Origin of the sequence: Dongia sp. (assembly GCF_041918875.1) — a bacterium.
Classification (GTDB): Bacteria; Pseudomonadota; Alphaproteobacteria; order Dongiales; family Dongiaceae; genus Dongia.
The window spans coordinates 327,550-352,161 of the sequence record NZ_JAYRUV010000002.1; the positions used below are offsets into that span (position 1 = coordinate 327,550).

At 63.6% G+C, this 24,612-nt stretch carries 23 protein-coding genes; 19 read left to right on the forward strand and 4 right to left on the reverse strand.

Going from position 1 to position 24,612, the window contains the following annotated elements; all coding sequences use genetic code 11:
- Positions 1–14: 14 nt before the first annotated feature.
- From ccoO to ACE3TY_RS03455, 11 genes are all read left to right on the forward strand, one after another.
- Complete coding sequence (gene ccoO, locus ACE3TY_RS03405; RefSeq protein ID WP_374650883.1) at positions 15–752, forward strand: cytochrome-c oxidase, cbb3-type subunit II; 738 nt, start codon at positions 15–17, stop codon at positions 750–752.
- Positions 752–919, forward strand: a complete 168-nt coding sequence (locus ACE3TY_RS03410; protein ID WP_374650885.1) for a cbb3-type cytochrome oxidase subunit 3 — start codon at positions 752–754, stop codon at positions 917–919. The genes ccoO and ACE3TY_RS03410 overlap by 1 nt, the downstream gene beginning before the upstream one ends.
- On the forward strand, positions 912–1,778 hold the full coding sequence (gene ccoP, locus ACE3TY_RS03415) for a cytochrome-c oxidase, cbb3-type subunit III (RefSeq protein ID WP_374650887.1): 867 nt from the start codon (positions 912–914) through the stop codon (positions 1,776–1,778). The genes ACE3TY_RS03410 and ccoP overlap by 8 nt, the downstream gene beginning before the upstream one ends.
- Positions 1,779–1,810: 32 nt before the next feature.
- The gene (gene ccoG, locus ACE3TY_RS03420; protein ID WP_374650889.1) at positions 1,811–3,241 is read left to right on the forward strand and encodes a cytochrome c oxidase accessory protein CcoG; all 1,431 of its coding nucleotides are present in this window, start codon (positions 1,811–1,813) and stop codon (positions 3,239–3,241) included.
- The gene (locus ACE3TY_RS03425) at positions 3,210–3,737 is read left to right on the forward strand and encodes a FixH family protein (protein ID WP_374650891.1); all 528 of its coding nucleotides are present in this window, start codon (positions 3,210–3,212) and stop codon (positions 3,735–3,737) included. Before ccoG ends, ACE3TY_RS03425 begins: the two co-directional genes overlap by 32 nt.
- Positions 3,734–6,103, forward strand: a complete 2,370-nt coding sequence (locus ACE3TY_RS03430) for a heavy metal translocating P-type ATPase (protein WP_374650893.1) — start codon at positions 3,734–3,736, stop codon at positions 6,101–6,103. Before ACE3TY_RS03425 ends, ACE3TY_RS03430 begins: the two co-directional genes overlap by 4 nt.
- On the forward strand, positions 6,100–6,309 hold the full coding sequence (gene ccoS / locus ACE3TY_RS03435; protein ID WP_374650894.1) for a cbb3-type cytochrome oxidase assembly protein CcoS: 210 nt from the start codon (positions 6,100–6,102) through the stop codon (positions 6,307–6,309). Before ACE3TY_RS03430 ends, ccoS begins: the two co-directional genes overlap by 4 nt.
- An 85-nt stretch (positions 6,310–6,394) precedes the next feature.
- Positions 6,395–7,270, forward strand: coding sequence for a universal stress protein (locus tag ACE3TY_RS03440; RefSeq protein WP_374650896.1), 876 nt, complete (start codon positions 6,395–6,397; stop codon positions 7,268–7,270).
- A gap of 92 nt (positions 7,271–7,362) precedes the next feature.
- Complete coding sequence (locus tag ACE3TY_RS03445; protein WP_374650897.1) at positions 7,363–7,878, forward strand: molybdopterin-dependent oxidoreductase; 516 nt, start codon at positions 7,363–7,365, stop codon at positions 7,876–7,878.
- A gap of 28 nt (positions 7,879–7,906) precedes the next feature.
- Positions 7,907–9,406, forward strand: coding sequence for a sensor histidine kinase (locus tag ACE3TY_RS03450; RefSeq protein ID WP_374650899.1), 1,500 nt, complete (start codon positions 7,907–7,909; stop codon positions 9,404–9,406).
- A gap of 29 nt (positions 9,407–9,435) precedes the next feature.
- The gene (locus ACE3TY_RS03455) at positions 9,436–11,145 is read left to right on the forward strand and encodes an EAL domain-containing protein (RefSeq protein WP_374650901.1); all 1,710 of its coding nucleotides are present in this window, start codon (positions 9,436–9,438) and stop codon (positions 11,143–11,145) included.
- On the opposite strand, the gene ACE3TY_RS03460 is transcribed toward ACE3TY_RS03455, so the two are convergent.
- Together ACE3TY_RS03460 and ACE3TY_RS03465 are read right to left on the reverse strand one after the other, a co-directional pair.
- Positions 11,117–12,055, reverse strand: a complete 939-nt coding sequence (locus ACE3TY_RS03460; protein WP_374650903.1) for an aldose 1-epimerase — start codon at positions 12,053–12,055, stop codon at positions 11,117–11,119. The genes ACE3TY_RS03455 and ACE3TY_RS03460 overlap by 29 nt on opposite strands.
- Complete coding sequence (locus ACE3TY_RS03465; protein WP_374650905.1) at positions 12,055–12,897, reverse strand: IclR family transcriptional regulator; 843 nt, start codon at positions 12,895–12,897, stop codon at positions 12,055–12,057. Before ACE3TY_RS03465 ends, ACE3TY_RS03460 begins: the two co-directional genes overlap by 1 nt.
- A gap of 153 nt (positions 12,898–13,050) precedes the next feature.
- On the opposite strand from ACE3TY_RS03465, the gene ACE3TY_RS03470 reads away from it, so the two are divergent.
- From ACE3TY_RS03470 to ACE3TY_RS03505, 8 genes are all read left to right on the forward strand, one after another.
- Positions 13,051–14,790, forward strand: a complete 1,740-nt coding sequence (locus tag ACE3TY_RS03470) for an IlvD/Edd family dehydratase (protein WP_374650907.1) — start codon at positions 13,051–13,053, stop codon at positions 14,788–14,790.
- A gap of 429 nt (positions 14,791–15,219) precedes the next feature.
- On the forward strand, positions 15,220–15,999 hold the full coding sequence (locus tag ACE3TY_RS03475; RefSeq protein ID WP_374650908.1) for an SDR family NAD(P)-dependent oxidoreductase: 780 nt from the start codon (positions 15,220–15,222) through the stop codon (positions 15,997–15,999).
- A gap of 29 nt (positions 16,000–16,028) precedes the next feature.
- A complete protein-coding gene (gene araD1, locus ACE3TY_RS03480) occupies positions 16,029–17,024 on the forward strand; it encodes an AraD1 family protein (RefSeq protein WP_374650909.1) in 996 nt (331 codons plus the stop codon).
- A gap of 49 nt (positions 17,025–17,073) precedes the next feature.
- Positions 17,074–18,114 carry an ABC transporter substrate-binding protein gene (locus ACE3TY_RS03485; protein WP_374650910.1) on the forward strand — a complete coding sequence of 347 codons (1,041 nt, stop codon included), beginning with the start codon at positions 17,074–17,076 and terminating at the stop codon, positions 18,112–18,114.
- A 190-nt stretch (positions 18,115–18,304) separates the two neighbouring features.
- On the forward strand, positions 18,305–19,408 hold the full coding sequence (locus tag ACE3TY_RS03490; protein ID WP_374650912.1) for an ABC transporter ATP-binding protein: 1,104 nt from the start codon (positions 18,305–18,307) through the stop codon (positions 19,406–19,408).
- A 34-nt stretch (positions 19,409–19,442) separates the two neighbouring features.
- Entirely contained in the window at positions 19,443–20,267 is an 825-nt protein-coding gene (locus ACE3TY_RS03495) for an ABC transporter permease (RefSeq protein ID WP_374650914.1), read from the forward strand.
- On the forward strand, positions 20,264–21,052 hold the full coding sequence (locus ACE3TY_RS03500; RefSeq protein ID WP_374650916.1) for an ABC transporter permease: 789 nt from the start codon (positions 20,264–20,266) through the stop codon (positions 21,050–21,052). The genes ACE3TY_RS03495 and ACE3TY_RS03500 overlap by 4 nt, the downstream gene beginning before the upstream one ends.
- A gap of 161 nt (positions 21,053–21,213) precedes the next feature.
- Entirely contained in the window at positions 21,214–21,690 is a 477-nt protein-coding gene (locus tag ACE3TY_RS03505; protein WP_374650918.1) for a hypothetical protein, read from the forward strand.
- Positions 21,691–21,703: 13 nt separating this feature from the next.
- Here the strand turns inward: ACE3TY_RS03505 and ACE3TY_RS03510 are convergent, their stop codons facing one another.
- Together ACE3TY_RS03510 and ACE3TY_RS03515 are read right to left on the reverse strand one after the other, a co-directional pair.
- Complete coding sequence (locus tag ACE3TY_RS03510) at positions 21,704–23,437, reverse strand: sensor histidine kinase (protein ID WP_374650920.1); 1,734 nt, start codon at positions 23,435–23,437, stop codon at positions 21,704–21,706.
- A gap of 48 nt (positions 23,438–23,485) precedes the next feature.
- On the reverse strand, positions 23,486–24,277 hold the full coding sequence (locus ACE3TY_RS03515; protein ID WP_374650922.1) for a response regulator: 792 nt from the start codon (positions 24,275–24,277) through the stop codon (positions 23,486–23,488).
- Positions 24,278–24,612: the final 335 nt, after the last annotated feature.

The following is a 24,612-nucleotide window of genomic DNA, read 5'->3' on the forward strand; positions in this document are numbered from 1 at the left end:
GGAAAGAACTCGTCATGATCAAACACGAAAAGTTCGAAACCAATTCCATCATCCTGACGGTCGGCATCCTCCTGACGGTGGCGATCGGCGGCTTGGTGGAGATCGTGCCGCTCTTCACCATCGGCGAGACCATCGAAAAGGTCGAGGGGGTACGCCCCTTGAGCCCGCTCGAGCTCACCGGGCGCAACATCTACATCGCGGAAGGCTGCTACAACTGCCACAGCCAGCAGATCCGGCCGTTCCGCGACGAGGTCGAGCGCTACGGCCATTACAGCCTGGCGGCGGAGAGCATCTACGACCATCCGTTCCAGTGGGGCTCGAAGCGTACCGGTCCGGACCTGGCGCGCGTCGGGGGCAAATATTCCAACGATTGGCAAGCCGCGCATCTCATCGATCCGCGTTCGGTCGTGCCGGAATCGATCATGCCGACTTACGCGCATCTGGCCGAACAGGAAGTGGACGCGCACGACATCGCCGAGCATTTGAAGACGCTCTCGATCGTCGGCGTGCCTTATTCCGAGGAGATGGTGAAGGAGGCAGCGGCCGACCTCGCCGCCCAGGCGACGCCGGATGCGGACGTCGAGGCCCTGCTGCAGCGCTATCCCAAGGCCGCCATCGGCGATCTCGACGGCGACCCGGCCAGGATCACCAAGATGGATGCGCTGATTGCCTACCTGCAATCGCTCGGCCGCATGGTGGATTTCACCACCTACCGGCCCGAGCTTGGCGCCAAGACCGAGGGAGGTCAGTGATGAGCATGCATGATTTGTCGCTGCTTGCCCGCGACCTCTGGGTCGTATGGCTGCTGATTGTATTCTGCGCCATCGTGTTTCACGCCTACCGCAAGCGCAACAAGGATCATTTCGGCGATTGCGCCCAGATACCGTTTCGTGAAGAGGAGATGAACAATCATGGCTGAAGTCGAACGCGATCTCGCCACGGGCGTTCAAACGACCGGTCACGAGTGGGATGGGATCAAGGAACTCAATAATCCGCTGCCGCGCTGGTGGCTGCTGGTGCTCTATGCCTGCATCGTCTATGGGCTGGGTTACACCATCTTCTATCCGGCCTGGCCGAGCCTCACGAACTATACCAAGGGTATTCTCGGCTACAACTCGCACGCGGATTACTATACCGATGCGGCAGATGCGGCGGACGCGAAAAAGCAGTTCACCGACCGCATCGCGGCGATGAGTGTCGCCGAAATCGCCGGCGACCCGCAATTGCTGGAATTCTCGCTGGCCGGCGGCAAGGCCGTCTTCAACGAGAATTGCGCGCAGTGTCACGGCGTCGGCGGTCAGGGGCAGAAGGGCTATCCGGTCCTGGCCGATGACAATTGGCTGTGGGGCGGTCAGCTCGCCGATATCGAGCAGACGGTTCGTCACGGCATCCGCTCGGAAGATCCGGACGCCCGTCAGTCGCAGATGCCGCGCTTCGGCGCCGACGGCATCATCGACGCCGCGGCGATCGGCGATGTCGCCGATTACGTCGTGTCCCTCAGCGGCGGCGAGGTCGATGCCGCCGCCAAGGAACGCGGGGCCACGGTCTTTGCCGAGCAATGCGTCGCTTGCCACGGTGAGAACGCGGCCGGCAACAAGGATCTCGGCGCACCGTCCCTTACCAACAATATCTGGCAGTTCACCGGCGACAGGACGGCCTTCGTGGCGCAGATCACCTCGCCCAAGCATGGCGTCATGCCGGCCTGGCAGGGCCGTCTCAGCGACGACCTCGTCAAGATGGTGACTGTCTACGTGCATAGCCTGGGTGGCGGTCAGTAGGCCATCCTAGCCAAGTCTGGATCACGCGAAGAATGACCGTTCAGGATGCCCGGAAGGAGGTTCGCCCGAAGAGCCTCTACGCCTCTCACGAGAAGATCTACCCGCAGCGGATCTTTGGCCGCTTCCGATTGATCAAGTGGGTGGCGCTGGGCGTCCTGCTCGGCCTCTATTATGTGGCGCCCTGGCTGCGATGGGATCGCGGCCAGGGTGTTCCGGACCAGGCACTGCTGGTCGATCTGCCCGGTCGCCGGGCATATTTCTTTTGGATCGAAATCTGGCCGCAGGAAGTCTACTACCTGGCCGGCCTGCTGATGCTGGGTGCATTCGGCCTGTTCCTGGCCACGTCGCTGCTGGGCCGGGTGTGGTGCGGCTTCACCTGCCCGCAGACGGTCTGGACCGATCTCTTCCTCTGGGTTGAGCGCTGGGTCGAGGGCGACCGCAACAAGCGCATGAAGCTCGACAAGGAACCCTGGAGCGTCCGCAAGCTTGGCCTCAAGCTCTCCAAGCACGGCATCTGGCTGCTCATCGCGCTCCTCACCGGCGGCGCCTGGGCGATGTATTTCAACGATGCGCCCACCTTGGTGCGCGACTTCGTGACGTTGAGGGCGACACCGACGCAGTACGGCTTCATCGCCCTCTTCACGGCGACAACCTACATCCTTGCCGGCTGGGCGCGCGAGCAGGTCTGCATCTACATGTGCCCCTGGCCGCGTTTTCAGTCGGCCATGTTCGACGAGCGCACCATGCTCGTCACCTATGAGGAATGGCGCGGCGAGCCGCGCGGCAAGGTCAAGGCCGTGGCCGCCGACGGCGGCAAGATGGGCGATTGCGTCGACTGCAATCTGTGCTTCCACGTCTGTCCGACAGGTGTCGATATCCGCAACGGCCAGCAGCTCGCCTGCATCGGCTGCGGCCTTTGCATCGACGCCTGCAACGGCATCATGGCCAAGGTCGGTCGGCCACAGGAACTCATCACCTACGATTCGATCTACAATCAGGCGCAGCGTTCCGTCGGTCAGCCGGCCAAGCACCGCTTCGTGCGCGCGCGGACGGTCTTCTACACGCTCGTCATCGCCCTGATCGGCGCCGCCATGGTGGTCTCGCTGGCCCTGCGCTCGCGCCTGGATATTTCCTTACAGGCCGACCGGTCGCCGCTCTTCGTGCGCTTGAGCAACGGGGATATACAGAACGGCTACAGCATCAAGATATTGAACATGGTCCGCATTCCCGCCAACTACGCCGTTTCGGTGAGCGGGATCGACGGATTGCGCATCAAGCTCATCGGCGAGGATGACAATATCCTCTCTGTCCCTGGCGACAGTGTGGGTACTTTCCGCCTTCTCCTGCACGCGCCGGCCAAGGCCTTGAGTGACGCGTCGACGCCGATTACAGTGATGGTCGAGGACCAGACAACCCATGAGAAAAGCAGCCATGATGCCGTCTTCCGTGGTCCCGCAAAGTAACCGTCCGCGGACCGACCGGGCCTTGTGGATTCCCGGTCTGTTCGTATTCGGCTTTCTCGTCGTCATCGCGGTGAACGGTATCCTCATTGTCACGGCGGTGAGCAGCTTCAGCGGGTTGGAGACGGTGGGCGCCTATGAGAAGGGCCTGCATTACAATCAGGCCTTGGCCGCCGCCCAGGCGAACGCCGAAACCGGCTGGAACGCGATGCCCGAAGTCGGTGCCGCCGCTGCCGGTGGCGGCGATGTCGCCGCGCGCGAGCTGCTGGTCGCCATCACCGATCGTGCTGGCGCACCGGTAATGGGGCTGAAGGTCGAGGCCTATCTGGTGCGTCCCACCAATGCCGGCATGGATGCCGCCATCGCGCTGAAAGACGCCGGCGGCGGCCGCTACCGGGCCGATTTCACGCCGCAGGCCCTCGGCAATTGGGAACTGCGCCTGCAGGCGAGCCGCGGCGACGTGACCTGGCAGCAGGTGCAGCGGATTTTCGTGAAATGAATCTTCCCGCCGTCCACCAAGGATCGGAGGCGGCGGGATGCCGGCATTGCGGCGGCGAGGTGCTGGGCGATGCCGCCTATTGCTGTACCGGTTGCGAAGCGGCGCACCAGCTCATCGGCAAGATGGGCCTTGCCGCCTATTATCAGCGCCGTATCTTCGACGCGGCGCAACGCAAGCCGCGACCCGAGGATGTCCATCACACCGGCGATCTCGGTGCCTGGGTACGCGATATCGACGATGACACCGCCGAATTGATGCTCATGGTCGACGGGCTGCATTGCGGCGCCTGCGTCTGGCTGATCGAGCAATATCTGCTGCAGCAGCCGGGGATCGTCAACGCGCGAGTCTCGCTGACCACGCGCCGTCTCTCGGTCCGCTGGGAGAAGCGCATCGCAAGGCCGGAAGATCTGGTGGAAGGTGTCCAGGCGCTGGGCTACCGCCTGGTGCCGCTCGACCCCAGCTGCCTTGCGAGCAAGGAAGAGGGCGAGGTTAAAGGCCTGCTGCGCTGCCTTGCCGTTGCCGGATTTGCCGCCGGCAATATCATGCTGCTCTCGATCTCCGTCTGGCTGGGGGCGGATCCCTGGACCCGCGATCTGCTGCACTGGGTCTCGGCCATGATTGCGATCCCCGCCATCCTTTACGCCGGGCAACCGTTCTTCGCGTCGGCCTGGAGCGCCTTGCGCGCCGGGCGCACCAATATGGACGTGCCGATCTCGCTGGCCGTGATCCTGGCACCTTCCTTGAGCCTCTTCGAAACCTTCACCGGCGGCCAGCATGCATATTTCGACTCCGCCGTCACCTTGCTGTTCTTCCTGCTGATCGGCCGTTTCCTCGATCACCGCGCCCGCCGCGCCGCGCGGGCGACGGCGGAACAATTGCTGGCGCTCAATGCCGAGGCGGCGACCGTGATCGAAACCGATGGCGGTTTGCGCGATGTCCAGCCGCGCCAGCTGCGTGCGGGCCAGCGTATCCTGGTGGTGGCCGGCGCCCGCATCCCGGCCGATGGCAAGGTCCTCGCCGGCAATTCGCGCATCGATCTGCAGGTGATCTCCGGCGAGTCCGTGCCGGTCGGGGCAAATCTCGGCACCGAGGTCTTCGCCGGTACCCTCAATATCGAAGCGCCGCTGACGATCCTGGTGGAGAAGGTGGGCGAATCCACGCTGCTTGCCGACATCATCCGCCTGATGGAGGCGGCCGAGGCCCGGCGCGGCCGCTTCGTGCGCATCGCCGAGCGCGTCGCGCGCTATTACTCGCCGGTCGTGCATTCGACGGCGCTCATCACCTTCCTGTCCTGGGTCTTCATCGGTGGCATGGCCTGGCAGGATGCATTGCTGGTCTCGATCGCCGTGCTCATCATTACCTGTCCCTGTGCCCTGGCGCTGGCCGTGCCGGCCGTCCAGGTCGTCGCCAGCCAGCGCCTGCTCAAGGCCGGCATTCTGCTCAAGGCGCCCGATGCGCTTGAGCGGCTGCGCCAGGTCGATCATATCCTCCTCGACAAGACCGGTACGCTGACCATCGGCCGCCCGACACTCCATGCCTGCAGCGATCCGGCCAAGCTGGCCAAGGCCGCCTCCATCGCCGGCAGCAGCCGGCACCCCTTGGCCGCCGCCTTGCGGCGTGCCGCCGGCCTTGTCATGACCCTCGAAGGTGTGCGCGAGGTTCCCGGCTACGGCCTCGAATGGGACGGGCCGGACGGCACCTGGCGCCTGGGCAGCGCCCGTTTCACCGGGCAAGGCGATAACGGTTCCGCCGCGATGACCCTGTATCTGCGCGACCCCGCCGGCCATGCGACGTCCTTCGAATTCACCGATCCACTGCGCGGCGATGCCGCCGCGACGATCGCCGAACTGAAGAAGATCGGTCCCGTCGAAATCTGGTCCGGCGATCGCCCGGCCACGGTCGCCGAATGCGCGGCGGCGGTTGGTATCGAAATCTGGCATGCGCAGCAATTGCCGACCGACAAGGTCGGGCGCCTTGAAGCGCTGCGCGCCGCCGGCAGGCATGTGCTGATGATCGGCGATGGCATCAACGATGCGCCGGCGCTGCGTGCCGCATCGGTGTCGATGGCGCCCGCCAGCGGTGCCGAAATCGCCCAGAATGCCGCCGATCTGGTCTTCCAGGGAGACAGGTTGGAGCCGGTCCTCACGGCGATCCGCACGGCCGGCGCCGCCGACCGGCTGGTGCGCCAGAATCTGCTCGTCTCGCTGACCTACAATCTTGCCGCTGTGCCGCTGGCCATTCTCGGCCTGGTTACTCCGCTCGTCGCGGCGATTGCCATGTCGAGTTCTTCGATCATCGTCGTGCTCAACGCACTGCGTGTCGGCCGCGCCCGTCCGGAAGCGTCGGTAGCCTTGAGGCGGCCATGACGATTCTGCTGTTCCTCATCCCGGTGGCCCTGTTTCTTGGCGGATTGGGCCTTGCCGGCTTTCTCTGGGCCATGCGGTCGGGCCAGTTCGACGACCTCGATGGTGCAGCGCAGCGAATTCTCTTCGATGACGAACCGCGCCCGGCGGTGCCTCGATCAAGGCCGGAAACGCCCCCTGAATCGGCCGAACACGGCCTTCGTTCCTGACCTAAATCAATATTAAGACGGATTTCGCCCGATAGGATGCCCGTTGCAGACCGCCACGAACCGGCGGAGGGCCGTCGGAGTGGGTATGAAGAAGGGCGTTTTATTGGCTGTGGTGACCGGGACACCGTCGGATGTCGACGTCCTCGAGGCCGCCCTCGCATTGTCGCATCTTTATGACAGCCATATCGAGGTTCTGCATCCGCGGCTGGATCCCTACCGGGTCCTGGCCGGATTCATAGATGGCATTAACGGTTTGGGCACCTCCGACATCGTCGCCGGAATCAGGCTGGATATCGACCGCCGCCAGCAGGTCGCCCGCGGTGCTTTCAACGCCTGGACGGCCCAGCATGGGATCCGCCAGGGCAACGAAATCGGCAAGAACGGTGCCGGCCGCGGCGAATCCGCCACTTCATCCTGGCGGCAGTATGAAGGGACTTACGAAGGGGCCATGATGCAGATTGGCCGGCTGGTCGACTTCATCGTCGTGGCACAGCCCGGTCCCGGCGGTCGCGCCTGGCAGGATTCGGTCGTCGAGGCGGCAATCTTTAACACGGGGCGACCGGTCCTTTGCGTTCCCGCCGGTACGCGCAACCTGGATTCGAAGAGTGTCGCGATCATGTGGAACGGCAGTCTCGAGGCCGCGCGCGCCGTGGGCGCTGCCATGCCGCTACTCTCCGCCTGCGGCAGCGTCACCGTCGTCACGGCGGGCCGAAGCGAAGGCGCCGATCCGACCGACCTTGTCGAACGACTGGTCGTGCGCGGCATCGAAGCGCGTACGAAGCGCATTCATCCAGCTCAGGAGTTAACTCCTAGCGCGCTTCACGCCCTGATCGTTGAGGGCAAATACGGACTGGTCGTCATGGGCGGTTACGGTCACAGTCGATTGCGCGAACTGGTTCTGGGCGGACTCACGCGTCATATGCTGGCCGAGGCAAAAGTTCCGATATTGCTCGCGCACTAAGCCGATCCGGCGCCCGGCCTCGCCCGAGGAAGCATTTAGTAATATTTACGGGTTACCGTCTGCTCAGGAAATTACGGTTCACGGAGCAGAATATGGCCAGCCCATTCGATTCGCTCTCAAGCCTTCAGAAGAAGCTGCAGCGTTTTTCCCTCGCCCTGTTCGCGGCCATGCTGCTCGCGTTCGCTGCGGATGCACAGGAAGTGCCGATCCTGATTGTCGACGGTGCCATCGCCAAATCGCCGAGCGTCAGCTTCACGCAAGCCGATCTCGATGCGATGCCGCAATCCGATATCAAGACGAGTACACCTTGGCACGATGGCGTACACACTTTCTCCGGCCCGAAGTTGAGTGCCGTCCTGGCATTCGCCGGCGCAACGGGCGGCACGATCACCGCTCACGCGTTGAACGACTATTCCGCCGATCTGCCTGCCGAGGATGCCGAGAAATTCGGTGTTATCCTGGCCACCCGCATGGATGGGGCCTTGCTCCCCGTCCGCGACAAGGGTCCAATCTTCATCATCTACCCCTACGATAGCGCGGCAGAGCTTCGTCATGACGTCTACTACACCAGGTCCGTGTGGCAGGTCGACAAGCTGACGCTGAAATGAGCAAATAGAACGCGCGGCACGCCCGGTCATGTTGCGCTTCACCGACAATAAGCGACGGGTCAATCCGCTCAGTATAACCCTGGTCGTGATGCTGGCCGGGTTGATCGGCTGCATCGTCACGTCGGGGCTGCTTTTCGAGAAACGCAAGAATCTCGTCCAATCCATCACGGAATCGGGCAGCGAGAACTTCACCTGGGCCTTCAATCAACTGCGCGTCGAATTCTACCGTCTGCAGGCAATGTCCGAGGGTGTGAACGTCCGGCGGGATTCTCTGGGAGGGAAGGATTGGGAAGCGCCGTTGCGCAAGCGCTACGAAATCTTCGTCAGCCGTGTCAATACGGTCGATGTCGGGGCTTACCGCGACAACATGATTGATACCGGCGTCTACAAGGAGACGATGCCGCAATTGCGGTCGCTGGTGACGCGGATGGATGCCGCCCTGGGCAGTCGGCAGAGCTACAATATCGAAGCCGTGCAGCTCTACCTGCAGTTAAGCCGGTCCTTGGCGCCCTCGATAGACGAAATGACGGCGAAGGCCGTGGAGGTCGATTCCGAGCGGCTGGGCGAAATGCGCAGTCTCCTCGTGCTGCAGGAAAGCTACGAGCAGATCAATCTGGCATTTCAGCTGGCCATTCTCATCGCCTTTGCCAGTCTTGCCTTCTACGGCCTGTTCCGCCTCGACCGGCAGAAACAGCGACTGATGCTGGTTGCCGAGGAATTGCAGCGCACGCGGACCGCTGCGCAACGCGAGTCCGACGCCAAGCGCAAGGCGCTGGAGCGCGCGCTCAGCGAGGAGCAGCGCCACAATGTACTGCAGCGCCGCTTCGTCTCCATGGCGTCGCACGAATTCCGGACGCCGCTTGCCGTCATAGATAGCACGGCGCAACGCCTGCTGCGAAAGCTCGACCGGCTGTCGGCGGAGGAAATTGCCGATCGCATCAATCGCATCCGCCGCACCGTCGCGCGCATGGGCGAATTGATGGAGACCATGCTTGAGGCAGGTCGTTCGGAAGAGGGCAAGACGCAGTTCAACCCGGCCGTCGTCGATCTTGACGAGATCGTGCAAAGGGTGGTCCATCAGCATCGCCAGATATCGGCCGACCATCGGCTTGTCGACAGTATAGAGCATCTGCCGCCGGATTTTCACGGCGACCCGCGGCTGCTTGAACATGCGCTGGCCAATCTGCTTTCGAACGCCGTGAAATATTCGCCCAAGGGTAGCGAGGTCGGCCTTCGGGCGGCTTGCCGCGGCGACGCGGTCGTGATCGAGGTTTCCGATCAGGGCGTGGGCATTCCGGCGGCGGAAATTGCCCATATCGGGGAAGTATTTTTCCGCGCATCAACCTCGGCTGGCATACCGGGCACGGGTGTCGGTTTCAATCTGGTCAAGAAATTCATCGAATTGCACGGCGGAACCATCGATATCGGCTCGCGTGTCGGTGTCGGAACGACATTCACCATACATCTTCCCCTCAATCGCGGGGCGACGGCCGATATCGACGATCGGCGTGGGGTCGCCGCCCGATGAAAGACGAAGGCGATCGAATGGCGGATATCATGCCCACTGGAATAACAATTCTCTGCGCCGAGGACGAAGCTGACCTGCGCGAAGATATTGTCGGCGAATTGCGCGATGCCGGATACGAAGTGATCGAGGCCGTCAATGGCGAGGACGCGCTGATGGCCATCACCACGCTGGCACCCGATGTCGTTCTCTGCGACATCAACATGCCGCGCATGAACGGTCTGCAGGTGCTGGAGAAGGTCCGTGCCAGCGAAACCGAAGCCGCCGATGTGCCCTTCATATTTCTCACCGCCTATGGTGAAAAAGGCGATCTCATCAAGGGGCGCAAGCTGGGCGCCGACGATTACCTGGTCAAGCCGGTCGATTTCGACGTGCTGCTCACGACCGTATCGTCCCGCCTGGAATCGGTGGCGCGGGCCAAGCGGCGCGTCGCCAGTCGCGCCCAGCAGTTGGAGCGCGATCTCTCCGATTTTCTCGCCACCGGGGTAACGTCGACGACGCTGCCCAACGGCGATCGACTGCGCCTGATGCTGCAGCAGAAGCATTTCCCCGACGGCCTGCTGGTCCTGGCCGGCATCGACGCCTATCACCGCCTGGCGCCGCAGTTCGGCCCTCAGGTTGCGCAGAAGCTGCTGGATCGGTATCTGGCCGCCTTCCGCGCCACCTCGGGCGGCTCGCCCTCGCACCTCTTCCAGCTTCAGGGCGATGTGTTCGCTCTTCTGGTCGAAGGCAACCAGGATTGGGACGGGGTCGGCAGGAAGGCCGGCCAGCTGGTCGATACGACGCTGGAGATTACCGGCATGCGCTTGCCGATCACCTCGACGGTCGTCGTGGCGGAATATCGCGTCGGCGACCTGCGCAACCCGCTCAATATGCTGGACGATGCGCTGCTGGCATTGCGCTTCTCGCGCCGCGACGGCGGCCGCAGCATCGTCCGCGTCGACGATCCCATCCGCGATCGACTGCGCATCATGCAGTTCATCGAGGACAATATCGCCAAGGCCATCGCCAACGGCGAATTGTTCCTCGCCTTCCAGCCCAAGGTGAGCATGCTGGACCGTCGGGTGATCGGTGCCGAGGCGCTGATCCGCTGGCAGAGTCCGGAACGCGGCCTGATCTCGCCGGCCCTGTTCATTCCGATCATCGAAAAGACCGGCTTCGTCGAGCAGGTCAGCGATTGGGTCCTGCGGCATGCGGCCGAAAGCGTGCGCAAGCTGGCCGATGCGGGGTTGGCCACCAAGATCGCCGTCAACGCTTCCGGCGCGGAGCTGCACAGCCGCTTCGCCGAGCGCGTCGAGGCGGCGCTGGGCGCCCACGGCATCGACCCGGCGCAGCTCGAAGTCGAGATCACGGAAACGTCGGTCATTCTCGACATGGATTTTGCCGCCTCGATCACCGACAAGCTGCGGCGCAAGGGCGTCACGGTCGTCGTCGACGATTTCGGCACCGGCTATTCCTCGCTCTCCTACCTGCGCACCTTCCCGCTGGACGGCGTGAAGATCGACCAGAGCTATGTGCGCGGCATCACCACCAACGCGATCGACCGGCAGATCGTGGCGAGCGTGATCGGCCTGGCGCGCGCCATCGGCCTCACCACCGTCGCCGAAGGCGTCGAGACGGTCGAGCAGTTCGACCTGCTGAAGCGCCTGGGCTGCGACATCGCGCAAGGCTATCTGATCGCCAAGCCCCTGGCGCTGGAGGACCTGCAGGGCTTCATGACCGCTGGAGCGGAGCGGCGCTGAAGCGGCACGCCGCGCGGACTTCCGCCCCGGGCTCCAGCACGATCATGCCGGTTTCCTCCCGGTCGGCCAGGTTGAAGGCATCGGTGATGTTGCTCACCGGCTCGGCGCAGAAATAGTCAGGCGTCCCGGCGGCGCGCTCCGCCGCCTGTGTCGCCGCATCCGGCACATAGACCACCAGCTGCCGCAAGGCGGGATCGGCCGCGAGCTTGAGCCTCGTGCCGAATTCCGGCCAGGCGATCTCCGCCTTGCCGGCGAAACCGGTGAAGACATTGTCGATGACGATTTCCCGCATGCCAAGGCCGGCCCTCAAATCGAATCGCGCCGGCACCTCCTTGTGCCGCGTCGGCAACACATCGGCGTCGCTTTCCCAGAAGCCGTTCACGTCCGCCCTCAGCGTCGCTTGCGGCGTGCGCGGGAAATAGGGGTGGAGACCGAAGCCGAACGGCATGCGCGCCCGGCCCAGGTTGCGCGCGCGCAAGGTTACGTGAAGACCCGCCGCGCCGAGCTCGAAATGCTGTTCGGCGGCATAGGCGAACGGCCAGCTCGCATCCAGCGCCGGATCGTGGGTGAAGCCGATCGCGGCCGATTTCTCATCCTGCGCCAGCACCGTCCACGGCCGCCGCCAGCCATGGCCATGCTCGACATGCGCGCCGGCGGCGCCTTGCGGCAACTGAATCTCCCGCCCGTCGAAGCTGAACCTTGCCCGCCGGATGCGGTTGGAATAGGGGAAGAGGGGGAAGCAGGCGGCGCCGTCGCTGTGGCCGGCGGCGACGGCGGCCTGCGCCATCGGCCGCATCAGGTCGATCCGCGCGCCGTCCGGATGGCGCCAGCAAAAACGCCCGATCGCGCCGCCGATTGCCGGCTGCAGTTCCAGCTCATAGGCCCCACGCCGCAGCGTCAGTGCCGTCATCACGCCACCCGCCGCAGCGCCCAGGCATCGCCCCCATCGAGCCCGCCCATATGCCGCGACAGCTGGTCGGCATGGCGGATGAGGATCGCCGCCAGCTGCTGCTGCCTCTCCGTCTCGGCATTCTGCTTCAGTCCGGTGATGCTGATGGCACCCACCGCATTGCCGGTGCGGTCGAAGACGCAGGTGCCCAGGCACACGACGCCCTCGGTATCCTCCTCGTCGTCGATGGCATAGCCGCGCCTTACCACCAGGTCGAGATCCGCCTGCAGCGCCTCGATCGAAACGAGCGTATGCGCGGTGCGTCGCGGCAGCCCGACCGCACGCAGGATGGCAAGGGCCTGCGCGCGCGGCAGGGCCGCCAGCATCGCCTTGCCCACAGCCGAGGAATGCGGCAGTTCGCGCCGCCCGAGCGCCGCGTCGAAGCGCACCGCGCCCGGTGCGTCGGTGCGCCCGATCACCACGGCATAGCCTTCGTCGAGGATGGCGACGCGGCTGGTGAGGCTGACCTCGCGCGTCAGCGCCCGCAGGACCGGCATGGCGATGTCCGCGAGCGCGATATTGGCGATGGCGAGATCGCCCAGGCGCGCCAGCGACATGCCGAGCCGGTAGCGCTTGGTGGGCCCTTCGCCGATCGCCGAAATGAAGCCGCGTGACAGATAGGTTTGCAGGATCGCATAGGTCGCGGCCTTGGAGAGGCCGAGGCCGAGGGCGAGGTCGGTGAGCCGCCCGCCGTCGCGCCCGGCCTTGGCCAGCAATTCGAGCAGGTCGAGCGCGCGCCCCAGGCTCTGCACCCGGTATCTTTCGTCAGGTCTGGTCGTTTCCGTTGCGATGGCTTCCGGCATCCGATTGACTTCCTGCATAATCCCGCCCTACAGTCACTGTCATGCAAAACATAGTTTTGTAATACCAAACACTATCGTTGATACCAAACAAAAAACGAGACCGCAAGACACGATCCACCCGGTCGCGCGGTACAGGGCAGGCGGGAGACGGGAATGGCCAGATGGCCGCGTAAGCTGCGTTCGGCGGAATGGTTCGGCGGGCAGGGCAAGAATGCCTTCATGCACCGCTCCTGGATGAAGAATGAGGGTCTGCCGGCCGATGTCTTCGACGGGCGGCCCGTCATCGGCATCTGCAACACCTATTCGGAACTCACCCCCTGCAACGCGCATCTGCGCACCCTTGCCGAGCATGTGAAGCGCGGCGTCTATGAGGCGGGCGGCCTGCCCTTGGAGTTCCCGGTGATGTCGCTGGGCGAATCCAATCTGCGCCCGACCGCGATGATGTTCCGCAATCTGGCCAGCATGGATGTCGAGGAATCGATCCGCGGCAACCCGATGGATGGCGTCATCCTGCTGGTGGGCTGCGACAAGACCACGCCGGCCTTGCTGATGGGCGCTGCCTCCTGCGATCTCCCCACCATCGCTGTCTCCGGCGGCCCCATGCTGAATGGAAATTTCCGCGGCGCCCCGGTCGGTTCCGGAACCCATGTCTGGAAAGTGTTCGAGGATGTGAAGGCCGGCCGCATCTCGATCGAGGATTTCCTCGCCGCCGAACAGGGGCAGAGCCGCTCGGCCGGTTCCTGCATGACCATGGGCACGGCGTCCACCATGGCCAGCATGGTCGAGGCGCTGGGCATCGGCCTGCCCGACAATGCCGCCATCCCGGCCGTCGATGCTAGGCGCCATGTGCTGGCGCATCTTGCCGGGCGCCGCATCGTCGATCTGGTGAAGGAGGATGTGCCGATGTCGCAAATCCTCACGCGGGCCGCGTTCGAGAATGCGATCCGCGTCAACGGCGCCATCGGCGGCTCGACCAACGCCGTCATCCATCTCATCGCCGTGGCCGGCCGCCTCGGCGTCGATCTCGGGCTGGACGATTGGGACAAATTCGGCCGCAATATCCCCACCATCGTCGATCTGATGCCCTCGGGCCGTTTCCTGATGGAGGAATTCTATTACGCCGGCGGCCTCAAGGCCGTGATGCGGGCGCTCGCCGATGCCGGCCTGCTGCATCTCGACGCGCTGTCGGTTGCCGGCGGCACCATGCGCGACGTCATCAAGGATGCGCCCAATTACAACAAGGAAGTCATCCGCGACCTCGACAATCCGCTGACGCCCGAAGGCGGCATCGCAGTCCTCCGGGGCAATCTCGCCCCCAACGGCGCCGTCATCAAGCCGTCGGCGGCGACACCGGCCCTGATGCAGCATCGCGGCCGCGCCGTGGTGTTCGAAACCATCGAGGATTACCACGCCCGCATTGACGATCCGGCCCTCGACATCGACGAGACTTGCGTCATGGTTCTGAAGAATTGCGGGCCGCGCGGCTATCCCGGCATGGCCGAGGTCGGCAACATGCCGCTTCCCGCCAAGCTGCTGAAAAAGGGTGTCACCGACATGGTGCGCATCTCCGACGCGCGCATGAGCGGCACCGCCTACGGCACCGTCATTCTCCACACCGCGCCCGAAGCGGCGCTGGGCGGCCCGCTGGCACTGGTGCGCGATGGCGACATGATCGAACTCGATGTGGCGAACCGCCGCCTGCATCTCGATGTCTCGGATGCCGAGCTCGCCCGGCGCAAGACCGAATGGAAGCCCCCCGTGCCCACCGGCACCGCGACCGCCGGCGGCTATGCCAAGCTCTTCGTCGACCACGTCCTGCAGGCCGACCGCGGCTGCGACTTCGACTTCCTCGTCGGCCAGCGCGGTGCCGCCGTGCCGCGCCAGTCGCATTAATGGAGCGGAGCATGACCCGGTCGCTCCACCCCTCACCCCAACCCCTCTCCCCATTTCATCGGGCGAGGGGCATCACTCCCTCGCCCCGCGATATTGGGGAGAGGATGGGGGGTGAGGGGCGCGCCCTCGATGGAACGAAACAGCGGGACCAACCCATGACCGGCCTCCGCCATCTTTCCCGAGCGAGGGGCTTGTTAAGAGGCTCAGTCAAAACTCCCTCGCCCCGCGATAGCGGGGAGAGGGTGGGGGTGAGGGGCGCGCCCTCGATGGAACGAAGCAGCAGGACCAGCCCATGACCGGCCTCCGCCATCTTCCCCGAGCGAGGGGCTTGTTAAGAGGCTCAGTCAAAACTCCCTCGCCCCGCGATAGCGGGGAGAGGGTGGGGGTGAGGGGCGCGCCCTCGATGGAACGAAACAGCAGGACCAGCCCATGACCGGCCTCATCGACCAACCCGCCATCTTCCCCAGCCTCAGGGACAAGGTCGCCTTCGTCACCGGCGGCGGCAGCGGTATCGGCGAAAGCATCGTGACGCATCTTTGCGCGCAGGGCGCCAAGGTCACCTTCGTCGATCTGGCGGAGGCACCGTCCAAGGCGCTGTGCGAACGTCTCGCCAAGGACGGCCACGCCAAGCCTGACTTCATCCAATGCGACTTGCGCGATATCGAAGGTCTACGCGCGGCCATCGCGGTGACGGCGCGGAGGCACGGCCCCATTCGCGTCCTCGTCAACAATGCCGGCAATGACGACCGCCACCGCAGCGAAGACGTAACGCCCGATTATTGGGACGACCGCATGGCGGTCAATGTGCGCCATCAATTCTTCGCGGCGCAGGCCGTGCGTCCGATGATGCGCGACGCCGGCGGTGGGTCGATCGTCAATTTCGGCTCCATCACCTGGCTGGTGGGCGATGGCGACTGCCCCGGCTATGTGACGTCGAAGGCCGCCATTACCGGCATGACGCGGGCGCTGGCGCGCGAATTCGGGCCCGAACGCATCCGCGTCAATTGCGTCCTGCCCGGTTGGGTCATGACCGAGCGTCAGGTGAAGCTGTGGCTCGACGCGGCTGGCGAAAAGCAGATCGACGAGCGCCAATGCCTCAAGGACCGGCTTTTTCCGGCCGATATCGCGCGCATGGTCCTGTTCCTGGCGGCCGATGACAGCCGCATGTGCTCTTCCCAGAATTTCATTGTCGATGGCGGCTGGGTCTGACGGCCCGCCCTGTAGCGAGGTAAACGATCATGCGTCTCATTCAATATTTCCAGAACGGCCACCGCCACGTGGGCTGGGTGCAGCCCGATGGCGACCATGCGCGCGAGATCGGCAAGGTTGCCAGCGTCTTCGAACTCGCCAATCTCGCCATCGCCCGCAAGGTCGGCATCGAGACCCTGGTCAAGGAACTCGCGACCGACCGCGTTGTCGATTACGCCGCTCTCCTCGCCGGGAATCAAATCATGGCGCCGGTCGAGCATCCCGAACCCGCGCGCTTCTTCATCACCGGTACCGGCCTCACTCATATCGGCTCCGCCTCGGCACGCAACAGGATGCATGTCGCCACCCATGGCGATGGCGCGCCGGAATCGGATTCCATGAAAATCTTCCGCATGGGACTGGACGGCGGCAAGCCGGAAGCCGGCAAGATCGGCATCCAGCCGGAGTGGTTCTACAAGGGCGTGGGCACCTGCGTGCTGGCGCCGGGCGAACCGCTCCCGCTGCCGGCCTTCGCCCTGGCCGGCGCCGAGGAAGCCGAAATCGTCGGCCTTTATCTGGTCGGTCCCGACGGCAGCCCCTATCGCATTGGCTATGCGCTGGGTAACGAATTCTCGGACCATATCACCGAGGCACAGAACTATCTCTATACCCAGCATTCGAAGCTGCGCGCCTGCTCGATCGGTCCCGAGATCCTGATCGGCGAACTGCCGCGGGATGTCCGCGGAAAATCGCGCATCGTCCGGGACGGCAAGACCGTCTGGGAGGAAGACTTCCTCTCCGGTGAAAAGAACATGTCGCATTCCATTGCTAATCTCGAACACTATCATTTCCGCTATTCGATGTTCCGGCGACCTGGCGACCTTCATGCCTATTTCTTCGGCGCGGCGGTCATGTCCTATGCCTCCGGCATCAAGACGCAAGCGGGGGATGTGTTCGAAATCGAGGCGGAGGTCTTCGGCAAGACGCTCCGCAACAAGATGGTGGCCGTGCCCGACGAAGGCCTGGTCACTGTGAAGGTGCTTTGAGAACATCACGATTGAATGATGCGGTCGAACGATAAACAAGGAGGTCAACATGTTTGGTAAGCTGGTGAAGCGTGGGTTGCCGATGATGGCCGGCATCTGCGTCCTGATGGGATCCGGGCTGTCGGGTGCCGCCGCGGATGCCAAGGAACTGCGCGTCCTCGCCTGGCAGGGCTATGCCGACGATGATTGGGTCAAGGAATTCGAACAGAAGACCGGTGCCGACGTCAGCGTCGTCTTCATCGGCACCGACGACGAGATCTGGGCCAAGATCAAGGGATCCGAAGGCAAGGATTTCGACCTTTTCGCTGTCAATACCGCGCAGCTCCAGCGCTATATCGATGCGGGGCTCACGACGCCGATCGACCTCGAAAAGGTCCCCAATCAGAAGAGCCAGCTGCCGATCTTCGCCGACCTTGCCAAGGTCAAGGGCGTCATGCGCGACGGCAATGTGCACGCCATTCCGTTCTGCTTCGATTCCATCGGCCTCATCTACGATACCGACAAGGTGAAGCCGGCGCCAACCTCGATGGATGTCCTGTGGGATCCGCAGTATAAGGGGAAGGTGCTGGCCTACGACAATGGCGAGCATAATTTCTCCTTCACCGCACTTACCATGGGCATCGCCGATCCGTTCAAGCTCTCGGCCGAGCAGCTTGAGCAGATCAAGAAGAAACTGATCGATCTCAAGGGCAATGTGCTGAGCTTCTACAGCACGGCCGATGAAGCCCTGCAGATCTATCAAAGCAACGATGTGGCCCTCATCTGGGCCAATTACGGCCAGCAGCAGGTCAAGGCCATGCAGGATGCCGGCGCCCATATCGCCTATGTCAACCCGAAGGAAGGCGCCTTGGCCTGGCTCGATACCTGGGCGCTGACCAGCGGTGTCGAGGATAAGGAACTGGCCGAGCAGTGGATCGACTTCCTGCTGCGGAAACAGATCGGCGAGCAGCTCACGCAGCGTACCGGTTTCGGCAACACCGTGGCGCCGTCGGCCAATGCCGGCGCCGACGACAAGCTGATCTATCTGGAATCGGTCGAGGACCCGACCAAGCGTGCCGACCTCTGGAACGAGATCAAGGCGGCGCAGTAAACCAACTCGATTGTTGAGAACTAGAATCCTTGAAGCGCCCCTCACCCCGCCCCCTCTCCCCACTTCGTGGGGCGAGGGGCTTGTAGCCAAGCCACGCTTCCAATCCCCCTCGCCCCGCTTGCGGGGAGAGGGTCGGGGTGAGGGGGGCCGTCAGCTTGCGCGTTCTATCAGGAAAGACCCCGACTGAATCATGACCACTGAACACCTGTTGCTGGAACTGAAGGCTGTCTCCAAAAGCTTTGGCCAGACACAGGTGCTGGAGCGGATCGACCTTGCCGTGCGCGATGGCGAATTCATCACCATCCTGGGTCCCTCGGGTTCCGGCAAGACCACGATCCTGCGCATGATCGGCGGATTCGAGGTGCCGAGCAGCGGGCAGATCCTGCTCGATGGCGCCGATATCAGCGGTCTTCCGATCAACAAGCGTCCCTTCAATACGGTCTTCCAGGATTATGCGCTGTTCCCGCATATGAATGTCGCGGCCAATGTCGGCTATGGCCTCAAAGTGCGGGGCGTCAGGAATGCCGAGATCGACGCCAGGGTGGGCGAGGCGCTGGAACTCGTGCAGTTGCGCGATTTCGCCCGCCGCTATCCAGCCCAGCTTTCCGGCGGCCAGCGCCAGCGCGTGGCCCTGGCGCGTGCCATCATCTGCCGGCCGCGCCTTATCCTGCTCGACGAACCGCTGGCGGCGCTCGATGTCGAGCTGCGGCGGCAGATGCAGCATTTCCTCAAGGACATTCAGCGCGAGATCAAGACGACCTTCCTCTTTGTCACCCACGACCAGGAAGAAGCCATCGCCATGGCCGACCGCATCTGCGTGATGAACGGCGGCCATATCCAGCAATTGGGCAGCGCGCACGAAGTCTATTACCGGCCCGCCAGCGAGTTCGTGGCCCGTTTCTTCGGCGAAAACAATCTGGTCGAAGGCCGGCTCGGTGAAGTGGAAGGCGACCGGCGCCGGATCGAAACGGCGCTTGGGGCTCTTATCTGTGCCGTCGATGGCCAGCCGCGGCTCGCTGCCGCGCGTGTGGGTGCCAAGGCCCTCGCTGTCTTCCGGCCGGAAGCCTTGTCGCTCGTGCCGACCGGCCTTGCCGATCAAAACAACGCGCATGGCATCGTGACAGCCCTGAACTTCGCCGGCGCGCACACGCTCGCCAATTTCCGCGCGGGCGCCGCGGCGCCGGTCAATCTGCGCCTGCGCCTGCCCAGCAAGGCCGAAGGCATCGCGCTGCAGGTTGGCGACACGGCCAATCTCTATTGGCGCGCCGCTGAATGCCGTCTGGTTCTGGTGTAGCATGAGCACCGCCGCCCGGCAGGAGCAACCTTGGTTGATCCGTATCGCGGTTCTTTTCTATCCCGTGGCTTTCATCCTGCTGCCGCTGATCGCATTCCTCGCCTACAGTTTTTTCTGGACCGAGCAGGGGGTGATGTCGTACGGGCTCACCTTGCGCAATTATAGGCGCTTCTTCGCCGATCCCGTCTTTCTGCCGGTGCTCCGGCAGACCTCTATCCTCTGCCTCGAAGTCGCCGTGCTGACCATACTTGCCGGCTATCCGGTCGCCTACTTCCTCGCCGGATTGCGTGGGCGCAAGCGCTATATCCTCTTGATGCTCATGCTGGTGCCGCTCTTGATGAGCTATGTCATAAAGATCTATGCCATCCGCAGCATCCTTGGCGGCAATGGCGTGCTCAATCGCCTGCTGCTCTGGATGGAGTTGATCGACGAACCGCTCACACTCTTCGTCTTCAACCTCAATGCCGTCCTGCTGACGCTGACGGTTCTGCTCATTCCCTTCGCCGTGTTGCCGATCTTCCTGTCGCTGGAGCGCATTCCGCGCTCGCTGATAGACGCGTCGGCCGATCTCGGCGCCAGCGCGCCGCAGACCTTCCTGCGCGTGATCCTGCCCCTGAGCTTGCCCGGCATCGTCACGGCGCTCACTTTCGTCTTCGTGCTGGCGATCGGCGATTTCCTGACACCGCAGATGGTGGGCGGGCAGAGCGGCTTCACCTTCGGCCGCATCATCTACAGCCAGTTCGGTACGGCCTTCAACTGGCCGTTCGGCGCGGCCCTGTCGGTGATCCTCGCCCTGCTCGTCATCGCGGCCATCGGCATCGGCGCCGTGTTTGGCCGCGACCGGAGCGTTCGGCGATGACCCGCGATTCCGGTCCTCAATACTGGCTGGCCACGATCACGGCCCTGGTCTTCATCCTGCTCTATGGCCCGATCTTCGTTCCCATCGTCTCCTCCTTCTTCGTCCTGAAGCAGGGCGCCATCGACTGGCAGCAGCCAACGGTCGACGCCTATGTGACGCTGGTCTCCAACGAAGGCATTCTCATTGCGCTCCGCAATACGCTCGTCGTCGGCGCGGCGGCAGTCGTCTGCTCGCTCGTCCTCGGTATCGCCAGCGCGCTCTATTTCAACAGCGGGAAGTCGAAGGACCGGGCCTTGCTGCAGTTCGTCATCTTCCTGCCCTTCCTGATGCCGCCGATCATCACGGGCCTGGCGCTGCTCATCTATTTCCGCGAGATCGACTTCGACCGGTCGCTGGTGACCGTCATCATTGGCCACACCGTCTTCGTGCTGGCCCTGGTCTACCGCACATTGCTGGTGCGCCTCCAATCCTTGAGCCGCAGCCTGGTCGAAGCCTCCTCCGATCTGGGCGCCAGCGGCTGGCAGACCTTCCGCTACGTGCTGCTGCCCAATCTGACCTCGGCCATGATCGGCGCCGGCATCCTGGCCTTCGCCTTGTCCTTCGACGAAACCATGATCACGCTGCTGGTGACGGGAACCGACAACACGCTCCCCATCCGCCTCTGGGCCATGATGCGCCTCGGCTTCACGCCGGACATTAACGCGCTGGTGGCGGTCATCCTCGCCTTCACCACCCTGCTCTGTCTGCTGGCCGCCCGCTACCTGATGCCGCGCGAAGGGCTTTAAGGGCATGAAACGGGCACTCTCCGGCGGCTTTTGGGGCCGCTCATATTCTACAATGTAGAATAAACGTCAGCCTTCTGCTCCGACATTTCGCGGAACTAGGTCCCGATTTAACCGTTGTGCCCAGAACCGCAGCCCGACCTGTTGGAGAATTTGGAGGCAGAATGACCAAGATTCGCGCAGCTGGATCCTTTGAAGATGCCACCCTGGATGTCCTGCGCATCCTCGGCGTCACCAATGCGGCCAAGGCCGCGAACCTATCCCCCAAGACGATCAGGGACTATTCCGACCCGGACCGCGCCGGCCGGCCGACACTCGCCAAATCGGTGCTGCTCGACGCGGCCTGCTATGCCAAGATCGGCCGGGCGCCGTTTTTGGAGGCCTATATCAAGCAGCTGGCCGACGCGACGGCGCAGACGCCGCGTGACGCCGGCGATGTGCTGGCCGAGGTGCTGGACCTGCCTGGCGCCATCGGGCGCTTGCTGGACATCATCCGCAAGTCGCGCGGCCCGGGTTCGCCCTACGGCATGAAGCTGTCGCCCAACGAAGCGTCGGCGATCGTGTCGGAGATCAAGGGCACGCGTCAGGAGTCCGACGATCTGGAGTTCGCCGCCGCCTCCGCGACCAAGAACAACGCGTAAGGCGGATCGCACGTCAGTTGGGGCGGGTGGCGCCCCGCAGATCGAAGTCGATCGTCGTCGTCGTGCCCGGTGGGCCGGCGACGCGAATCTGTCCGCCGAGCTGCTTGGCGAAGGCGGCGATCAGCGTGGTGCCCATGGTCGCCGTCGGACTCCCGGCCAGTTGCGTCGCGGGGCCGATGCCGTTGTCGGCAATGGCGAGCGTGCCGTTGCCGTCATTGTCCACGGCCATGACGACATCGATGACACCCGTCCGCCCGTCCGGGAAGGCATGCTTGAAGCTGTTGCTGACGATTTCCGTCGTCAGCAATGCCAGCGGCACGGCCCGGCTGCCGGACATGCGCAGTTCCGGAAATTCGACATTCAGGGCGACCCGCCGCGGTGAGACTCCGGACCCGTCCTGAAGCAGCGCGCAGAGATTCTGCATGAAGGGAACGAGGTCGATCTCCTTGAGGTCCTCGCTTTCGTAGAGGTGCCGATGCACCAGGGCCAATGCGTTGATGCGCATGCGCAGATCGCCAAAGGCTTCGCGGAACACGTCACCGCGCGGCAGCCGGGCATAGAGATTGAGCAGGCTGGTCACGATCTGCAGGTTGTTCTTCACGCGGTGATGAATTTCACGCAGCATCAGCTGCTTCTGCGCCAATGAATCGCGCAGATCGGCCTCGCGGTGCTCGATGCGGGCCGCCATGGCTTTGAGATTTTCGCTGAGCTGCAGGATTTCGACCGGCGCGCCGCGCAACTCCGATTCCATGTCGAGCTGGCCCAGAGCCATTGCATTCGCCGCGGCCGCCAGCTTCTCGGTCCATTTCGTCACCAGGATGCGCGCCCCGAATATGGCGGCCAGCATGCCGGCCACCGACACGAGGCAGATGATACCGATCTGGATCGCCATGTCGCGCAACAGCGGATCGACGATACTGGCGCGCGGTATGCTGAGGAGGACGAACAGGGAATTGTTGGCAAGCGCGCTCACGGCAAAGAAGCGCGGCGTTGCAGTGGCATCGTCGGCCTCGAAGGCGCGCAGGTCGCCGCTGACGATGCGCTCGACATATTCAGGTGCCGGCATCAGGTCGGCATGCGTGTCCGTGTTCGCGGACCCGACCAGAACCTTGCCATGCCGGTCGAGCAGGATCACATGCGCGATCGGCGGCAGGCCCGGCTCCTGGCCGATCGCGGACAGCCAGTTGAGCCTGATGCCCAGAGAAATGGCGCCCTTGAAGACGCCATCGGCATCGAAGATGGGTGCCGCAAAGGAGATGATCGGCTCCTCCAGTGCCGGCGATACCAGATAGGCGCTGATCGTGGGTGCGCTGGTGGCAAGGACGGTATTGAACCATTCGCGATGCGACACGTTCGTCAGATACTTGCTGGAATCCCACTGGCATACCGCGTCGCCCCGAAGATCGTAGAGGACCGCCGTGCCGTAGGACGGATAAGGTTTCACCGCGCGGAAGAACGCTTCGTTGCAGGCGTCGCGCGCCCGCGGATCCGTGCCGCCGCGCAAGGCCAGCAGGACGCTTTCGTCATGCGACAGGTTTTGGACGATCTGGTGCGACTGCCACAGCAGATTGGATTCGTAGTTCGACGCCAGGGTGGCGAAGCGATCCGTCGCCGCCCGCGCGGTGGCAACCTGATCGTGAAAATTATCGATGGCAGCCCAGATCCCGAACGCGCTGGGGACCGAGATGACGATGGCAAAGAGCAGAATCAGGCGATGCCGTAAGGGCCGCAGGAACGTGCCGATCACGATGCGCCTCCAAGAACTGCATGGAGCGGCCGCATTTATGTCAGCGCATCACACGGCGACGCGCCGGGTCTGGCCCGTGGTGGTAAAGGATAATGCCTGGGAAATCGTCACTTTCAGCGTATCGGGCTCGAACGGCTTGGTCACGAGGTAGGTTGGTTCCGGACGCCCACCCGTCAGCAGCCGCTCTGGATAGGCGGTGACGAAGATAACCGGCACGGACGACATGCGCAGAATTTCCGTCACCGCCGCGATGCCGGACCCGCCGGCGCCGAGATCGATGTCGGCAAGCACCAATCCGGGCTGGGTTCTCTTGAAGATCGCCACGGCTTCGGCCTGGCTGGCGGCGACACCCACGACTTTGTGTCCGAGATCGGTGACGAGGCTGGCAATGTCGAGTGCTATGACCGGTTCATCCTCGATAACCAGGATCGTGGTCGCGATCTGCCGGTTGACGGTGGCCCAGGCATCGACCAGAAGCGCTTCTGCCCCGGCCAGCGGCGTGTCGAGAATCACGGCGGCATCGGCAATCGAAAAACCCTCGAGCGACGTGAGCAGAAGAATCTGCCGCTCGGACGCCGGCAAGGCGCGCAGGCGCGCTTCGACCGAGAGGTCGACGAGCTCCTCGCCCGGCTCCAGATTGCGGTTGCTGATGGCATGGAACAGCCGAAACAGGCCGCGTTTCACATCCGCGCCGGCGGGCAGCACGTCCGGCTCGGCCAGCAGGGCCTCGAGACAGACACGAACATAAAGATCGCCGGACTCCTGCGATCCCATCAGGGCGCGCGCGTAACGCCGCACATATTTCAGATTATGGACGATCTCGTCGGAATTTGCCGGCACGGTGCCACCCCCCTCCTGATCTCGACCCGAGTTTGCCCCGAGTTTGCTGGGAGTTCGCCACCGGCGATCCGGCCGACGGCGTGTTTTTTTTACATGACTGGAACCGTTCCGTCCGTCTTGGGTTCCCGTAGCCGAGCGAAAAATCCGCGGGCTGGATCTAAGTAATTACTCCTAAATGACTTATCGACATAGCCATGGTTATGCTGTGGTCATCTGCGCGACTTCGTTCCTCGGGACTCTCGATCTTCAATTGGGAAAACTTCGTTCTCGCAGGAGTTCATATCGGGTGGCATCCCACTCAACGGGTATTTGAGGGGCTGATATTGAGGGGCGCA

Bases quoted from the DNA above. Each gene is read 5' to 3' on its own strand.
- ccoO (WP_374650883.1), top strand. From the start codon at position 15: ATGATCAAACACGAAAAGTTCGAAACCAATTCCATCATCCTGACGGTC.
- ACE3TY_RS03410 (WP_374650885.1), top strand. From the start codon at position 752: ATGAGCATGCATGATTTGTCGCTGCTTGCCCGCGACCTCTGGGTCGTA.
- ccoP (WP_374650887.1), top strand. From the start codon at position 912: ATGGCTGAAGTCGAACGCGATCTCGCCACGGGCGTTCAAACGACCGGT.
- ccoG (WP_374650889.1), top strand. From the start codon at position 1,811: ATGACCGTTCAGGATGCCCGGAAGGAGGTTCGCCCGAAGAGCCTCTAC.
- ACE3TY_RS03425 (WP_374650891.1), top strand. From the start codon at position 3,210: ATGATGCCGTCTTCCGTGGTCCCGCAAAGTAACCGTCCGCGGACCGAC.
- ACE3TY_RS03430 (WP_374650893.1), top strand. From the start codon at position 3,734: ATGAATCTTCCCGCCGTCCACCAAGGATCGGAGGCGGCGGGATGCCGG.
- ccoS (WP_374650894.1), top strand. From the start codon at position 6,100: ATGACGATTCTGCTGTTCCTCATCCCGGTGGCCCTGTTTCTTGGCGGA.
- ACE3TY_RS03440 (WP_374650896.1), top strand. From the start codon at position 6,395: ATGAAGAAGGGCGTTTTATTGGCTGTGGTGACCGGGACACCGTCGGAT.
- ACE3TY_RS03445 (WP_374650897.1), top strand. From the start codon at position 7,363: ATGGCCAGCCCATTCGATTCGCTCTCAAGCCTTCAGAAGAAGCTGCAG.
- ACE3TY_RS03450 (WP_374650899.1), top strand. From the start codon at position 7,907: ATGTTGCGCTTCACCGACAATAAGCGACGGGTCAATCCGCTCAGTATA.
- ACE3TY_RS03455 (WP_374650901.1), top strand. From the start codon at position 9,436: ATGCCCACTGGAATAACAATTCTCTGCGCCGAGGACGAAGCTGACCTG.
- ACE3TY_RS03460 (WP_374650903.1), bottom strand. From the start codon at position 12,055: ATGACGGCACTGACGCTGCGGCGTGGGGCCTATGAGCTGGAACTGCAG.
- ACE3TY_RS03465 (WP_374650905.1), bottom strand. From the start codon at position 12,897: ATGCCGGAAGCCATCGCAACGGAAACGACCAGACCTGACGAAAGATAC.
- ACE3TY_RS03470 (WP_374650907.1), top strand. From the start codon at position 13,051: ATGGCCAGATGGCCGCGTAAGCTGCGTTCGGCGGAATGGTTCGGCGGG.
- ACE3TY_RS03475 (WP_374650908.1), top strand. From the start codon at position 15,220: ATGACCGGCCTCATCGACCAACCCGCCATCTTCCCCAGCCTCAGGGAC.
- araD1 (WP_374650909.1), top strand. From the start codon at position 16,029: ATGCGTCTCATTCAATATTTCCAGAACGGCCACCGCCACGTGGGCTGG.
- ACE3TY_RS03485 (WP_374650910.1), top strand. From the start codon at position 17,074: ATGTTTGGTAAGCTGGTGAAGCGTGGGTTGCCGATGATGGCCGGCATC.
- ACE3TY_RS03490 (WP_374650912.1), top strand. From the start codon at position 18,305: ATGACCACTGAACACCTGTTGCTGGAACTGAAGGCTGTCTCCAAAAGC.
- ACE3TY_RS03500 (WP_374650916.1), top strand. From the start codon at position 20,264: ATGACCCGCGATTCCGGTCCTCAATACTGGCTGGCCACGATCACGGCC.
- ACE3TY_RS03505 (WP_374650918.1), top strand. From the start codon at position 21,214: ATGACCAAGATTCGCGCAGCTGGATCCTTTGAAGATGCCACCCTGGAT.